Genomic DNA, 12,759 nt, shown 5'->3' on the forward strand with positions numbered 1-12,759 from the left:
TGGTCAATGATTGAGGATATTAAATACCCTTGTTAAAACCCCTATTACCAAACTGATGCCCAAAACATTTTCCAGTTTTCATATCGACGTAAATATTCACGGGAGTAGAGGTCTCAATCTCCATCCATGACTTGTTTTCTACATCTTCGCTAGAAGTCTCAACGATATAGCATTCAACACCATCATAAAAAGCCGTTTTAATGAAAGTAAATTTCTCACTCCATCCCACTTTATGTCGGGATGCATAGTCACGAGCGGCGTTCTTAGCGTCTTCTAGGTTTATCATTGCTGAAGTCCATAATAGACATTGTACATAGCACCGCCTACAACAACCGGCCCAAGAAGCACGCCAGCTGCTTCATGTCGAAGTGCGGTAAAGGTAATCTCATAGTTATTGGTTAACGGAAATTTGAAACCATCAATAACATAACGTGTTGACATCCCTTTCGCTCTCATTAGCCCAACCATCTCGGCAAATGCTTCTTCCAGATACCGTAAAAGATATGACCTGTTGTAGGAGCTAATATGCATAAAGGCTCTAAGCTCCCGAAGCAGATAAAACTTTGGCGCAATGGAGGAATGTACCCGCTCATGATATATGGCCGCCAGAACATCCTCAGCCGCTTGTTCCGCTGTTTTTAATGTGCGGTCGTAGGCTCTGCCAATAGTAATGTCACCCCATAAATTAGTTGAACCTAACCCGGCATTTTGCTTATCAGTAAAGCGGATTTTTGGGCGATACCGCCAGGATGAAGAAGTGTTTCGGGGGGCAATTCATTGCGCGGCCCACTGATGCGCTGTATTTAGGCATACGTATATTTCTGTATGAATGCCTGAAGGCGTCGCGAGGGTTCTTTTTCAGTAAAATCGCCATCACAGTATCTACGCCAATCATGGTAATGGCTGCAGCTAAAAAGGCAGCCGCATCATCAAGATCACTTTCGGTTCTGGCTTTGTATGTTGTCTTACCGAATTCGTAGAGCTTTTTTGAAGCCTCAACAGCCACACCACCTACGGCAACCCAACCCGCCACAATCAGAATGAGGTCAGCTAACTCACCAATACCCAAAAAGTGTGCACCAGCCCATAAACCAGTTATTGCAGCCATTGTGGCCAACGCTTGAGGGGTAAGCATTGCCAACAACTGTTGACCGACATCACCAGGCAGAATTTTTGCAGCCTTAGTGATGGAAACTTCAAGTTTTTGCTGCATATCCATATTTGAGACATTCATCTAAACACCTTTTAGGATTATTTTCACGCGTCTGCTGACGCAGTTGTTCGCGGGCATCAATCGCCTGGCCTTCTTCACGGAGGTTATCGGCTGGCGGAGCTGCCATCACCGGGAAAGCAGAGCAGATCAGCGCGCCTGCCACCATGGCGAGCAGACGCACTGGCGGATGACAGAGCGATAAACAAATCCTTTTCATGAAAATTCCATTTCACTAAATGTAACCGGGTGTAAATTCTGGCGAATTATCCATCAGGAAAGGGGAAAAACAAGAGGGCTGGCTATTTTTAGGGCGGTTTCTTAACCACCGGATTGATGAAAAACTTTAGAGTATGACCGAAGAAAAATTAACAAGTAACCATTTGATATATATGAAACATTTATAATCTTGCGCATCACAACAGCCGATTCCTGATGACCGGCAATGGCAGTTTAAGCACTTTAGCGTATTCATTTGCACCCTAAAAAATGGCCGCTATAGCGGTCACACTCAGGTATGAGTCGAAGACATCAGGCCAAAAAATCCCATAAAAAAAAGGGACGATTGCTCGTCCCTTTTTCGCACAACAAATAGCATTACTGCAGCAGCGAGATATCCGCGACCTGCAGGAACAGCTCACGCAGTTTTGACAGCAGCGTCAGGCGATTAACCCGCACCGCCTGATCGTCGGCGTTAACCATCACTTTATCGAAGAAGTTGTCTACCGCAGTACGCAGCTGTGCCAGTTCGACCAGCGCATCCTGATAGCGGCCTTCAGCAAAGTAAGGCTGCAGCTTGCTGCTCAGCGCAGTGACGAAGGTCGCCAGCTGGATCTCTTCGTTCTCTTTCAGCAGCGACGCCTGCACACTTTCATTCAGCGTTTCGGTCGATTTCGCCAGAATGTTAGAGACGCGCTTGTTCGCCGCCGCCAGTGCTGCGGCTGCTTCCAGCGTACGGAAGTGCGACACCGCTTTCATGCGTGCATCAAAGTCAGCCGGACGGGTCGGACGACGCGCCAGAACCGCCTGCAGCGTGTCGATGCTGTGACCCTCTTCCTGATACCAGGCGCGGAAGCGACCCAGCATAAAGTCGATCACATCATCCACCACGCGGGCGTTGCTCAGCTTGCTGCCATACAGGCGCACCGCTTCTTCGGTCAGAGTCTGCAGATCGAGCGGCAGGTTCTTCTCAACGATGATACGCAGTACGCCCAGCGCCGCACGACGCAGTGCGAACGGATCTTTGTCGCCTTTTGGATGCTGACCAATGCCGAAAATACCGGCCAGCGTATCCATTTTATCGGCAATCGCCAGCGCACAGGCGACCGGGCTGGACGGCAGATCGTCACCGGCAAAGCGCGGCTGATACTGCTCATTCAGCGCCACCGCCACATCTTCGGCTTCGCCGTCGTGACGCGCGTAGTGCATGCCCATCACGCCCTGGGTGTCGGTGAACTCGAAGACCATGTTGGTCATCAGGTCACACTTCGACAGCAGGCCCGCGCGGGTGGCGTGATTCACATCTGCGCCAATTTCACCGGCAATCCAGCCCGCGAGGGCCTGAATGCGATCGGTTTTATCACGCAGCGTGCCCAGCTCTTTCTGGAACAGCACCGTCTCCAGACGCGGCAGGTGATCTTCCAGACGCTTTTTGCGGTCGGTATTAAAGAAGAACTCCGCATCGGCCAGGCGTGGACGTACCACCTTCTCGTTGCCGGAGATAATCTGACGCGGATCGCTGGATTCGATGTTGGTGACGAAAATGAAGTTCGGCATCAGGTTGCCGTCATTGTCATACACCGGGAAATACTTCTGATCGCCTTTCATGGTGTAGACCAGCGCTTCCGCAGGCACCTTGAGGAATTTCTCTTCAAAGGTCGCGGTCAGGACCACCGGCCACTCCACCAGCGATGTTACCTCTTCCAGCAGGCTGTCGCTGATATCAGCGTTGCCGCCTAAACGGCGTGCTGCCGCTTCAGCATCGGCTTTGATCATCGCTTTGCGGACCTGATAGTCGGCAATGACCTGGCCACGTTTTTCCAGCACATCAGGGTACTGATCGGCGTTGTCGAGCGTGATTTCGCTTTCACCCATAAAGCGGTGACCACGAATAACCCGATCTGACTTAATGCCCAGAATGGTGCCAGGGATCAGCTCATCGCCCAGCAGCATCGTCACGGTGTGAACCGGACGAACGAACTGCACATCGCTGTTGCCCCAGCGCATCAGTTTTGGCACCGGCAGCTTGCTGAGCGCGGTAGCGATCATTGCGGGCAGCAGCGCCTGGGCCGCTTCGCCTTTGACCTGAGCGCGATAAACCAGCCATTCGCCTTTATCGGTGGCGAGACGTTCAGCCTGATCGACGGTAATGCCGTTGCCACGCGCCCAGCCTTCAGCGGCTTTGGTCGCATTGCCGTCAGCGTCAAACGCAGCAGAGATCGCCGGTCCACGCTTCTCTACTTCCCGATCGGGTTGTGAGGCGCTCAGGTTTGCGACTTTCAGCGCCAGACGACGCGGCGCAGCAAACCAGCTGACCTCGCCGTGGCTCAGGTTAGCGGCATCCAGTTCAGCAGTGACCTGCGCGGCAAAGGCTTCTGCCAGGCTGCGCAGGGCTTTTGGTGGCAGCTCTTCGGTGCCGATCTCCACCAGGAAGGTTTGTTCAGTCATGGCTGCCTCTTACTTTTTGTTATTGCACATCGGGAAGCCCATTGCCTCGCGAGAGGCGTAGTAAGCTTCAGCCACGGCTTTGGTCAGGGTACGAATGCGCAGAATATAGCGCTGACGCTCTGTTACCGAGATCGCTTTGCGGGCATCCAGCAGGTTGAAGCTGTGTGCCGCTTTAAGAATGCGTTCGTAGGCGGGCAGTGGCAGCGGTTTTTCCAGCGCCAGCAGATGCTGCGCCTCTTTCTCATACTGCTCGAAGCAGGTAAAGAGGAAATCAACGTCGGCGTATTCGAAGTTATAGGTGGATTGCTCCACTTCGTTCTGATGGAACACGTCGCCGTAGGTGGTTTTGCCCAGCGGACCGTCGCTCCACACCAGATCGTAAACGCTGTCGACGCCCTGGATGTACATCGCCAGACGCTCCAGACCGTAGGTGATCTCGCCGGTCACCGGCTTACACTCCATGCCGCCAACCTGCTGGAAGTAGGTGAACTGCGTCACTTCCATGCCGTTGAGCCACACTTCCCAGCCGAGTCCCCAGGCACCCAGCGTCGGGTTTTCCCAGTTATCTTCCACGAAGCGAATGTCATGCACCGTCGGGTCCATACCCAGCTCTTTCAGCGAGCCAAGATAGAGCTCCTGAATGTTGTCCGGTGAGGGTTTGATGATCACCTGGAACTGGTAATAGTGTTGCAGGCGGTTCGGGTTTTCACCGTAGCGGCCATCGGTAGGACGGCGTGATGGCTGCACGTAAGCGGCGGCGATCGGCTCCGGGCCGAGTGCGCGCAGGCAGGTCATCGGGTGTGAAGTGCCAGCGCCCACTTCCATGTCCAGCGGTTGGACAATGGTGCAGCCCTGACGCGCCCAGTAATCCTGCAAGGTCAGGATCAGCCCCTGAAAGGTTTTGGTATCAAACTTTTGCATGTTGAGTGTGCACGCGCTTCGGTTAGATTAAAAAAAAGAGGCCGACAGTATACCCTTTGACCGCGCGATGTGCAGCCGTAAATCCCAGGCGCTACCGGCGCGTTTTCGCGGTGATTCAGGGCGCTGGCATACAGATGGCTCCGAATCCTGCTGGCAGCAGTTGTTGCTCTGGTCGCATTTGGCTACCCTTTTGCGCACGGACGCGATGCGCAAGAGGATGCCATGCCGCATAAGATTTACTGGATCGATAATTTACGCGCGGTTGCCTGCCTGATGGTGATCGTGATTCACACCACCACCTGGTATATCACCGGGCCGATGGCGGTGACTGGCATCACCTGGGATGCGGCTAATCTGCTGAACTCAGCATCACGCGTCTGTGTTCCGCTGTTCTTTATGATCTCCGGCTATCTGTTTTTCGGCGAACGCAGCGCCCAGCCGCGCCATATGCTCCGGCTGGTGCTCTGTCTGCTGTTCTACAGCGCGGTATCGCTGGCCTATATCACCTGGCTGACCCCCATCAGCGAAGGGCGATCAATCCTGAAGATGCTGCAGAAGCCGGTGTTTTATCACCTGTGGTTCTTCTTTGCGCTGATCGGCATCTATCTGCTGTCGCCCCTGATCCAGGTAAAAACCGTGCAGGCGCGCTACGTGGCGCTGCTGGTGCTGGTGCTGGCGGTGCTCGCCAACCCCAATACGGTCAGCCAGTCGCTGGGGCCGTTTCACTTTCTGCCGGTTAATCTCTATGTCAGCGGTGACAGTATCTACTACCTGCTCTATGCGCTGCTGGGACGGGCTATCGGCACCATGGAGACGACCCGGCGCGGCCTGACGCCGCTGGCTGCCGGGCTGTTTATCGCCTGTGTGATTGGCATTACGTTAGGGACGAAACAGGCGCTGATCGTCAACGGGGCGTTTAATGACACCTGGTATCTCTACTGCGGACCGCTGGTGTTTATCGCCGCGATCAGCCTGCTCATCGTGTTTAAAAACAGCCTGAACCAGCGCACGCTGCCCGGTTTAACGGTGATTGCGCGCTATTCACTGCCGATCTACGGCTTTCATGCGCTGTTCATTCACTACCTGCGAACGCATCATTACGATGATATGTCGCGTCCGTGGCTCGACCTGCCCTGGGTATTCGGGCTGACGCTGGGCGGCAGCCTGCTGCTGGGTATGGCATTGAAACGCGTCGATACCCGTCACTTTGTCAGCTGATTGGCTTCACGCTGGCGGGCGCGCCGTAGCTGGCGCGCCGATGAAAACCCCGCCGCCAGCGCCGCTTTTTCGGCAGATTCACCCTGCTGCTGACGCTGGCGTGCCACGCCAACCCGCAGCTGCTCATGGTATTCACGCACGCTAATCCCCAGATGCTGGCGAAACAGCCGCGCCAGATGGCGGCTGCTGACATGCGTGCGTCCGGCCAGCTCGGTCAGGGTCCAGCCGTGCTCAGGATGGGCAATCATCAGATCCTGCGCCCGATGAATGGCCGGATGCATGTGGTTGCGGTAACGCAGCCACGGCGAAAGTTGCGGATCGTCACCGGCACGGCGGAACCAGACCACCATCTCCCGCGCTACCGCCAGCGCGGTTTGCGTATCACAGAGCTGATTAATCAGATGCAGCGCCAGATCAATTCCCGCCGTGATGCCTGCGCTGGTCCAGATATTCTCATGCCCGACAAACACCCGGTTCTCCTGCACCCGTGCGCGCGGGGCCGCGGCTTTCAGGCGGGCAATCACATCATGATGGGTGGTGCAGAGCACGTCATCCAGCATGCCTGCCTGCGCCGCCAGCAGCGCTCCCGAGCAGACGCAGACCAGCATAAAGGTCTGCGCGCGCAGCGCGGCGTGCTGGCGCATCAGCCAGTCGCGAGCCTCTCCGGCTTGCGGCGTGGCGTAACAGACCTGCGAGTCATAGACGCCTGGCACCACCAGCAGACTCCCGGCGGGCAACTGTTCAGGTAACGGTTCGATGCCGCCAATGGTCATGCCGGTGGAGCAGACCACCTCCGGCTGCGGGCCGATGTAGCGCAGCGTAAAGTGATCGCCCGCCAGCTTCAGCGTCTCGGCCGGTCCGGTGAGATCCAGCGCCATCACGCCGGGCAGGGTTAAAAACCAGACGGTGTGTGTCATGCTGGCCCGCGCTACACCAGATCCCAGCCACGGGCGCGCCACAGCGCAGGCAGTTGCGCCATATCGTCGAAGCGCGTCACCAGCGGGTGATCCAGTTCAGGGTTGTGCGGATCAGCGCAGTAGTAGTAGACCGGAATGCCAGCGGCGATACCGGCGCGGGCGCCCGCTTCGGAGTCATCCACCAGAATGCAGCGCTCAATCGGCACCTGCATCTGTTCCGCCGCGTGGTACATCAGTTCCGGATCAGGCTTCCAGTGCAGAATGTCATAGCCGCTGTAGAGGTGCTCCGCAAACAGCGGCAGCATGCCGGTTAAGCCCAGCGAGTGCTGCATCTTTTTTTACCGTCCCGTTTGAAACCACGCACATCGGTACCTTGATCTGCTCAACCAGCGCTTTCGCGCCCGGGATGGGCTGCAGTTGCTGATCAAACAGCCGCGCGACCTCTGCGCGATAGGCGGTCTCCACCTCTTCCATCGGCAGCGTCACCTGATGCGCGTCGCCGACGTCACGAATAATGTCGTAGAGTTTGACGCCCTTATACTTTTCAAACATCTGCTGCAGCGACAGTTCCAGGCCGTAACGGGCAAAGGTGTTGACGTAGGCCTGGGTACAGAGCAACTCACTGTCCACCAGCGTGCCATCACAATCAAAAAAGACGCATTCTACTGACATCAGACTCTATCCTTCGATTCAGGGGTGTGCTCCACACTCTACCGCACTCAGCGCAGATTGCGAGACTGGCAATCGGTTGCGAAAAATCATTGTATTGCCCCGGTAAAATCGCCAGGATACGCGCCGATGATTTTTTCTTCTGGATGGATGGCATGAGCAAGCAAGGCGTTTTGCAGCGCATCTTCAGGCTGCAGGAACATGGCACCACGGTGCGCACCGAAGTGATCGCGGGTATCACCACCTTTCTGACGATGGTCTACATCGTCTTCGTCAATCCGCAGATCCTCGGCGTCGCCGGCATGGATACCCAGGCGGTGTTTGTGACCACCTGTCTGATTGCCGCTTTCGGCAGCATTCTGATGGGACTGTTTGCCAATCTGCCGGTGGCGCTGGCGCCCGCAATGGGGCTGAACGCCTTTTTCGCCTTTGTGGTGGTTGGCGCGATGGGCTATTCGTGGCAGGTGGGTATGGGCGCGATCTTCTGGGGTGCGGTCGGCCTGCTGATCCTGACGCTGCTGCGGGTTCGCTACTGGATGATTGCCAATATCCCGCTGAGTCTGCGCGTCGGCATTACCGCCGGTATCGGCCTGTTTATCGCCATGATGGGGCTGAAGAATGCCGGCATTATCGTGCCGAATCCCGATACTCTGGTGGCCGTGGGGAACCTGACCTCGCACAGCGTACTACTGGGCGCGCTGGGCTTCTTTATCATCGCCATTCTGGCATCACGCAATATCCACGCGGCAGTGCTGATCTCGATGGTGGTTACTACCGCTATCGGCTGGATGCTGGGTGACGTGAAGTTTGTCGGCCTGTTTTCTGCGCCGCCTTCCATTACTTCTGTGGTCGGCCAGGTGGATATTAAAGGCGCGTTCAACATCGGCATGGCGGGCGTGATCTTCTCCTTTATGCTGGTCAATCTGTTCGACTCCTCCGGCACGCTGATCGGCGTCACCGATAAAGCGGGACTGACTGATGAAACCGGCACTTTCCCGCGGATGCAGCAGGCGCTCTATGTCGACAGCATCAGTTCAGTGAGTGGCGCGCTGGCGGGCACTTCATCCGTGACCGCCTATATCGAAAGCACCTCGGGCGTGGCGATTGGTGGCCGTACCGGCCTGATGGCCGTGGTCACCGGCCTGCTGTTCCTGCTGGTGACCTTCCTGTCACCGCTGGCCGCGATGGTGCCGTCCTACGCCGCTGCGGGCGCGCTGATTTACGTTGGGGTGTTAATGACCGCCAGCCTGTCGCGCGTTCGCTGGGATGATTTGACCGAAGCCGTTCCGGCGTTTGTGACCGCCGCCATGATGCCCTTCAGCTTTTCCATCACCGAAGGCATTGCGCTGGGATTCATCGCTTACTGCGTCATGAAGCTGGGTACTGGCCGCTGGCGTGAAATCAGCCCCTGCGTAGTGATTGTTGCTCTGCTGTTTGTGCTGAAGATTGTCTTTGTAGACGCGCACTAAGCGCATTCAGGGCCGCAACCTCCGGGTTGCGGCTTTTTTACATTTCAGGATGCAGGCTGCGCTCGCTGGGCAGGCTGGTCAGCCGCAGAGCATGAGGCCCGATGTTGGGCTTACCCATCTCTATTTCGCGTAATGCGTGCCACTGAAAGGCGTTATCCATCTCCCACAGATGCAGACGCTGAGTCGCAGACGACAGCGCACACGACCAGACCAGCATGGGCTCCGCATCACACACCACCTGAATATCGGGATAGAGTGAAGATCGCAGCCGACCCGCACCGGGCAACAGGCGCAGCGAATCCAGTCCCCGATCGCCCTCTCCCGTCAGCTTGAGAATGCTCTGGCGTAATGTCCAGATCTGCGTCACCGCCTCCATGGCATCCTGCTGGGCATTGATCCAGGCGATCTCGCCCGAGGTTAATCCCTGAATCAGCTGCTCCTGAGTCTGACGGCTTCTGGCATGCACAATCTCCATATCCAGACCGGCACGTCCACCCTCTTCGGCCAGCAGCACACCCACCGTATTACCCGCATAGGCGATGCTGAAATCGGGCAGATCGCTGTCAGCAAAAACGGGGCGTCCGTTGCTCTGGATAAGCAGGCGCGGCAGCTCACCAATGCCATAAACCCGTAGCATCAGTTGTGCCAGCAGGGTACGGGCGGCAAGAAATCGCCCACGGCGTTTGTCAGCAAACTGCTGTGCCGTGTCGGTGATAGCCTGGGGAATGCGTAAATCATTAGCCGGGAAGCCGGGATCGCCCGTCCAGCGTACAAAATGACCAGCCATCTGTCGCTCCGTGAAAATGGTCAGATAATCATCAGAAGCATTGTAGGAATTTTCTTACCTTAATGCACCTGGCAACGCACAGATTGGGGTAAATTCGGATTAGGATGAGCAGAGTCGCGAGGGAGAGCTAACCGGACAGAAGCGTCACGATGCCCATCTTCAACAGCTTAAAGGAATTATTGCCGCTGCCTGTCAGCACAGAATAACAGGAGGGTCAGCCATGTTGCTGGACGAAATGGTGAAACGAGAGCGCAGCCTGCACAGTGCCAGGCGACGGGAACTGGCGTGGCTGGAGCAGATACTCCATCCTGACTTTTGTGAGATAACCCGTTCAGGACGCTTTGTGACTCGCGCGCAGACCATCGCGGCGCTGATAAAAGAAGATGCGATGCCCGATATGCTTAGTAGTAACTTTCAGCTGGTGAGCACGGGCGAGAGGAGTCTGATACTGCACTACCAGAGCTGTGATGCCGATGGCAGTCGGGCCGCACTGCGCGCCTCACACTGGCTGTGCGAGGGTCAGAACTGGCGAATGGTGTTTCATCAGGGGACGCCTGCAGAAAATGCTGCGCCGCTGTGACACGCTGTTTATAAGGTCATCCGCATCGCGATTCGAATCGCGACGCGGGCAGCATCAGGCGAAACGGCTCGCCTGCTCAAAGCTCAGTCGCGGCAGGCGCGGATGCAGTTTTGATGCGTCACCATAGCCAAGGTTAATCAGCAGGTTAACCTGATACTGACCGTCGGGGAAAAAGGCGTCATTGACTTTGGCCGGATCAAAACCGGACATCGGACCGGCATCCAGACCCAGCGAACGCGCCGCCAGAATCAGGTAGCCCGCCTGCAGGCTGCTGTTACGGAAAGCGGTCTCTTTTGCCGCTTCTGGGCTGCCGGTAAACCAGCTGCGCGCATCAGCATGGGGGAACAGGGCGGGCAGCTGCTCATAGAACTCGCGGTCCCAGGCCACAATCACCGTGACCGGCGCGCTCATGGTTTTTTCCAGATTGCCGGAAGAGAGTGCCGGTTTCAGCTTCTCTTTGCCTTCCGCCGAGGTCACGAAAACAAATCGCGCAGGCGAGCAGTTCGCCGAGGTCGGGCCCAGTGCCGTTAAAGCATAGAGCTGCTCCAGCAGGGCGTTATCGACGGGCTTAGCCTGCCAGTAACTGTGGGTGCGGGCGTCATTAAACAGCGTGTCCAGTGCGGCAGTGTCGAGCGGTGTACTCATGCAACTCTCCTGTTTCAGGCGAAAAAGTTCGCCCAACGGTGTTCACGTAGTGGGTTTGCGTCCGGTCCGGCGCGGCGGGATGAGGCGGGGATCACTCACCGCAATCCGTCGCCGCACGTCAGATCGGCGCTTCAACCGTTATACGGCAATGCCGTGCCGCCGCAAAATAACATATCAGCAAGAATCAACGCAGAGGCGGGAATAACAGGGAGGCAGCGTGGCAGGAAATCTGGCCTGACAGCAGGTCGCTATCAGGCCAGCACGGTTATTTACCGATACAGAAGCTGGAGAAGATGCGACCCAGCAAATCATCAGAAGTGAACTCGCCGGTGATCTCGCTTAACGCCTGCTGGGCAAGACGTAACTCTTCCGCCAGTAGCTCACCGGCCCAGGCACCGAGCAGCTGCGCTTTACCCTGCTGTAAGTGCGTTGCCGCCAGCTCCAGCGCCTGCAGATGACGGCGACGCGCCAGGAAGCCGCCTTCCATATCGCCGGCGAAGCCCATGCTCTGCTTCAGGTGATCGCGCAGCTCGTCCACGCCCGCGCTGGTGCGTGCCGACAGGCGAATCAGTGAGTGACCATTTACTTCTGTCAGACCGAGAGACTCCCCGGTGACATCCGCCTTGTTGCGGACCACGGTAATCGGCAGTTCGGGCGGCAGACGGGAGACGAAATCGGGCCAGATAGCCGCCGCTTCGGTGGCATCGGTCGTCGTGCCGTCCACCATAAACAGCACGCGATCAGCCTGTTCGATCTCCTGCCAGGCGCGCTCAATCCCGATGCGCTCCACTTCGTCGCTGGCTTCACGCAGACCGGCGGTGTCGATGATATGCAGCGGCATGCCATCAATATGAATATGCTCACGCAGCACGTCACGGGTGGTGCCTGCGATATCCGTGACGATGGCGGCGTCACGGCCCGCCAGCGCATTCAGCAGGCTCGATTTGCCCGCATTAGGCCGGCCCGCAATCACCACTTTCATCCCTTCACGCAGCAGGCTGCCCTGACGTGCTTCGGCACGGACGGCATCCAGGTCGCCGATCACCGTATTCAGCTGCGCTTCGATTCTGCCGTCAGAGAGGAAATCGATCTCCTCATCCGGGAAGTCGATAGCGGCTTCGACATAGATCCGCAGGTGAGTGAGTGCTTCCACAAGATGATTGATACGGGTGGAGAAGACGCCCTGCAGGGAGTTCACTGCCGAACGCGCCGCCTGCTCAGAGCTGGCATCAATCAGGTCAGCAATCGCTTCGGCCTGCGCCAGATCGAGCTTGTCATTCAGAAACGCACGCTCTGAAAACTCACCCGGCTGAGCGATACGCACGCCAGGCAGCGCCACGATGCGCTTCAGCAGCAGGTCCAGGATCACCGGGCCGCCGTGGCCCTGCAGCTCCAGCACATCTTCACCAGTAAAGGAGTTAGGACCAGGAAACCACAGCGCAATGCCCTGATCCAGCACGCGGCCATCGCTATCGGTGAACGGCAGATAATCGGCGTAACGCGGCTTAGGCAGTTTGCCCAGCAGCTGGCGGGCGACCTCTGCCGCCTGGGCGCCAGAGACGCGCAGAATGCCTACGCCGCCGCGTCCGGGCGGCGTCGCCTGGGCAACAATGGTATCGCTGTGGCTCATAAATTTTCTCTCGCTACAAAAAACACAGGCGGTCGCTTTGACCGCC

The 12,759-nt window shown here is 57.0% G+C and carries 13 protein-coding genes and 1 pseudogene; 3 read left to right on the top strand and 11 right to left on the bottom strand.

What is annotated here, in order from left to right:
- Positions 1-19: 19 nt before the first annotated feature.
- From JNO11_RS19220 to glyQ, 6 genes are all read right to left on the bottom strand, one after another.
- Entirely contained in the window at positions 20-286 is a 267-nt protein-coding gene (locus JNO11_RS19220; protein WP_052270955.1) for a hypothetical protein, read from the bottom strand.
- On the bottom strand, positions 283-441 hold the full coding sequence (locus JNO11_RS19225; RefSeq protein WP_325177607.1) for a hypothetical protein: 159 nt from the start codon (positions 439-441) through the stop codon (positions 283-285). Before JNO11_RS19225 ends, JNO11_RS19220 begins: the two co-directional genes overlap by 4 nt.
- A gap of 274 nt (positions 442-715) precedes the next feature.
- Positions 716-1,234, bottom strand: coding sequence for a hypothetical protein (locus tag JNO11_RS19230; protein WP_325177608.1), 519 nt, complete (start codon positions 1,232-1,234; stop codon positions 716-718).
- On the bottom strand, positions 1,197-1,430 hold the full coding sequence (locus tag JNO11_RS19235; RefSeq protein ID WP_325177609.1) for a hypothetical protein: 234 nt from the start codon (positions 1,428-1,430) through the stop codon (positions 1,197-1,199). The genes JNO11_RS19230 and JNO11_RS19235 overlap by 38 nt, the downstream gene beginning before the upstream one ends.
- Positions 1,431-1,807: 377 nt before the next feature.
- Positions 1,808-3,877, bottom strand: coding sequence for a glycine--tRNA ligase subunit beta (gene glyS / locus JNO11_RS19240; protein ID WP_010258943.1), 2,070 nt, complete (start codon positions 3,875-3,877; stop codon positions 1,808-1,810).
- A gap of 9 nt (positions 3,878-3,886) precedes the next feature.
- Positions 3,887-4,798: a glycine--tRNA ligase subunit alpha gene (glyQ, locus tag JNO11_RS19245; RefSeq protein ID WP_010258942.1), complete on the bottom strand. Its 912-nt coding sequence runs from the start codon at positions 4,796-4,798 to the stop codon at positions 3,887-3,889.
- Positions 4,799-5,020: 222 nt separating this feature from the next.
- On the opposite strand from glyQ, the gene JNO11_RS19250 reads away from it, so the two are divergent.
- On the top strand, positions 5,021-6,016 hold the full coding sequence (locus JNO11_RS19250) for an acyltransferase (RefSeq protein WP_187494906.1): 996 nt from the start codon (positions 5,021-5,023) through the stop codon (positions 6,014-6,016).
- Here the strand turns inward: JNO11_RS19250 and JNO11_RS19255 are convergent.
- Both JNO11_RS19255 and yieH read right to left on the bottom strand, forming a co-directional pair.
- A complete protein-coding gene (locus JNO11_RS19255; protein ID WP_325177610.1) occupies positions 6,001-6,933 on the bottom strand; it encodes a helix-turn-helix domain-containing protein in 933 nt (310 codons plus the stop codon). The two genes, JNO11_RS19250 and JNO11_RS19255, sit on opposite strands and share 16 nt — an antisense overlap.
- A gap of 11 nt (positions 6,934-6,944) precedes the next feature.
- Positions 6,945-7,605, bottom strand: a pseudogene (gene yieH, locus JNO11_RS19260) (6-phosphogluconate phosphatase).
- 152 nt (positions 7,606-7,757) lie between these two features.
- Between yieH and JNO11_RS19265 the strand changes: the two are divergent.
- Complete coding sequence (locus JNO11_RS19265; RefSeq protein ID WP_010258938.1) at positions 7,758-9,071, top strand: NCS2 family permease; 1,314 nt, start codon at positions 7,758-7,760, stop codon at positions 9,069-9,071.
- 37 nt (positions 9,072-9,108) lie between these two features.
- On the opposite strand, the gene JNO11_RS19270 is transcribed toward JNO11_RS19265, so the two are convergent.
- A complete protein-coding gene (locus JNO11_RS19270) occupies positions 9,109-9,858 on the bottom strand; it encodes a 4'-phosphopantetheinyl transferase superfamily protein (protein ID WP_010258937.1) in 750 nt (249 codons plus the stop codon).
- Between the two features lie 220 nt (positions 9,859-10,078).
- Here JNO11_RS19270 and JNO11_RS19275 point away from each other — a divergent pair, with 220 nt between their 5' ends.
- Positions 10,079-10,438, top strand: coding sequence for a DUF4440 domain-containing protein (locus JNO11_RS19275; protein WP_033773221.1), 360 nt, complete (start codon positions 10,079-10,081; stop codon positions 10,436-10,438).
- Positions 10,439-10,492: 54 nt separating this feature from the next.
- Here JNO11_RS19275 and JNO11_RS19280 read toward each other — a convergent pair whose 3' ends face one another.
- Positions 10,493-11,083: a malonic semialdehyde reductase gene (locus tag JNO11_RS19280; RefSeq protein ID WP_010258936.1), complete on the bottom strand. Its 591-nt coding sequence runs from the start codon at positions 11,081-11,083 to the stop codon at positions 10,493-10,495.
- 265 nt (positions 11,084-11,348) lie between these two features.
- On the bottom strand, positions 11,349-12,713 hold the full coding sequence (gene mnmE, locus JNO11_RS19285) for a tRNA uridine-5-carboxymethylaminomethyl(34) synthesis GTPase MnmE (protein WP_301250135.1): 1,365 nt from the start codon (positions 12,711-12,713) through the stop codon (positions 11,349-11,351).
- Positions 12,714-12,759: the final 46 nt, after the last annotated feature.

Source organism: Pantoea sp. 1B4, assembly GCF_016925765.1.
GTDB classification, from domain to species: domain Bacteria; phylum Pseudomonadota; class Gammaproteobacteria; order Enterobacterales; family Enterobacteriaceae; genus Pantoea; species Pantoea agglomerans.

Coding starts and splice junctions, on each gene's coding strand:
- glyS (WP_010258943.1), bottom strand. CDS start 3,877: ATGACTGAACAAACCTTCCTGGTGGAGATCGGCACCGAAGAGCTGCCA.
- JNO11_RS19275 (WP_033773221.1), top strand. CDS start 10,079: ATGTTGCTGGACGAAATGGTGAAACGAGAGCGCAGCCTGCACAGTGCC.
- JNO11_RS19235 (WP_325177609.1), bottom strand. CDS start 1,430: ATGAAAAGGATTTGTTTATCGCTCTGTCATCCGCCAGTGCGTCTGCTC.
- JNO11_RS19270 (WP_010258937.1), bottom strand. CDS start 9,858: ATGGCTGGTCATTTTGTACGCTGGACGGGCGATCCCGGCTTCCCGGCT.
- JNO11_RS19220 (WP_052270955.1), bottom strand. CDS start 286: ATGATAAACCTAGAAGACGCTAAGAACGCCGCTCGTGACTATGCATCC.
- mnmE (WP_301250135.1), bottom strand. CDS start 12,713: ATGAGCCACAGCGATACCATTGTTGCCCAGGCGACGCCGCCCGGACGC.
- glyQ (WP_010258942.1), bottom strand. CDS start 4,798: ATGCAAAAGTTTGATACCAAAACCTTTCAGGGGCTGATCCTGACCTTG.
- JNO11_RS19225 (WP_325177607.1), bottom strand. CDS start 441: ATGTCAACACGTTATGTTATTGATGGTTTCAAATTTCCGTTAACCAAT.
- JNO11_RS19250 (WP_187494906.1), top strand. CDS start 5,021: ATGCCGCATAAGATTTACTGGATCGATAATTTACGCGCGGTTGCCTGC.
- JNO11_RS19230 (WP_325177608.1), bottom strand. CDS start 1,234: ATGAATGTCTCAAATATGGATATGCAGCAAAAACTTGAAGTTTCCATC.
- JNO11_RS19255 (WP_325177610.1), bottom strand. CDS start 6,933: ATGACACACACCGTCTGGTTTTTAACCCTGCCCGGCGTGATGGCGCTG.
- JNO11_RS19280 (WP_010258936.1), bottom strand. CDS start 11,083: ATGAGTACACCGCTCGACACTGCCGCACTGGACACGCTGTTTAATGAC.
- JNO11_RS19265 (WP_010258938.1), top strand. CDS start 7,758: ATGAGCAAGCAAGGCGTTTTGCAGCGCATCTTCAGGCTGCAGGAACAT.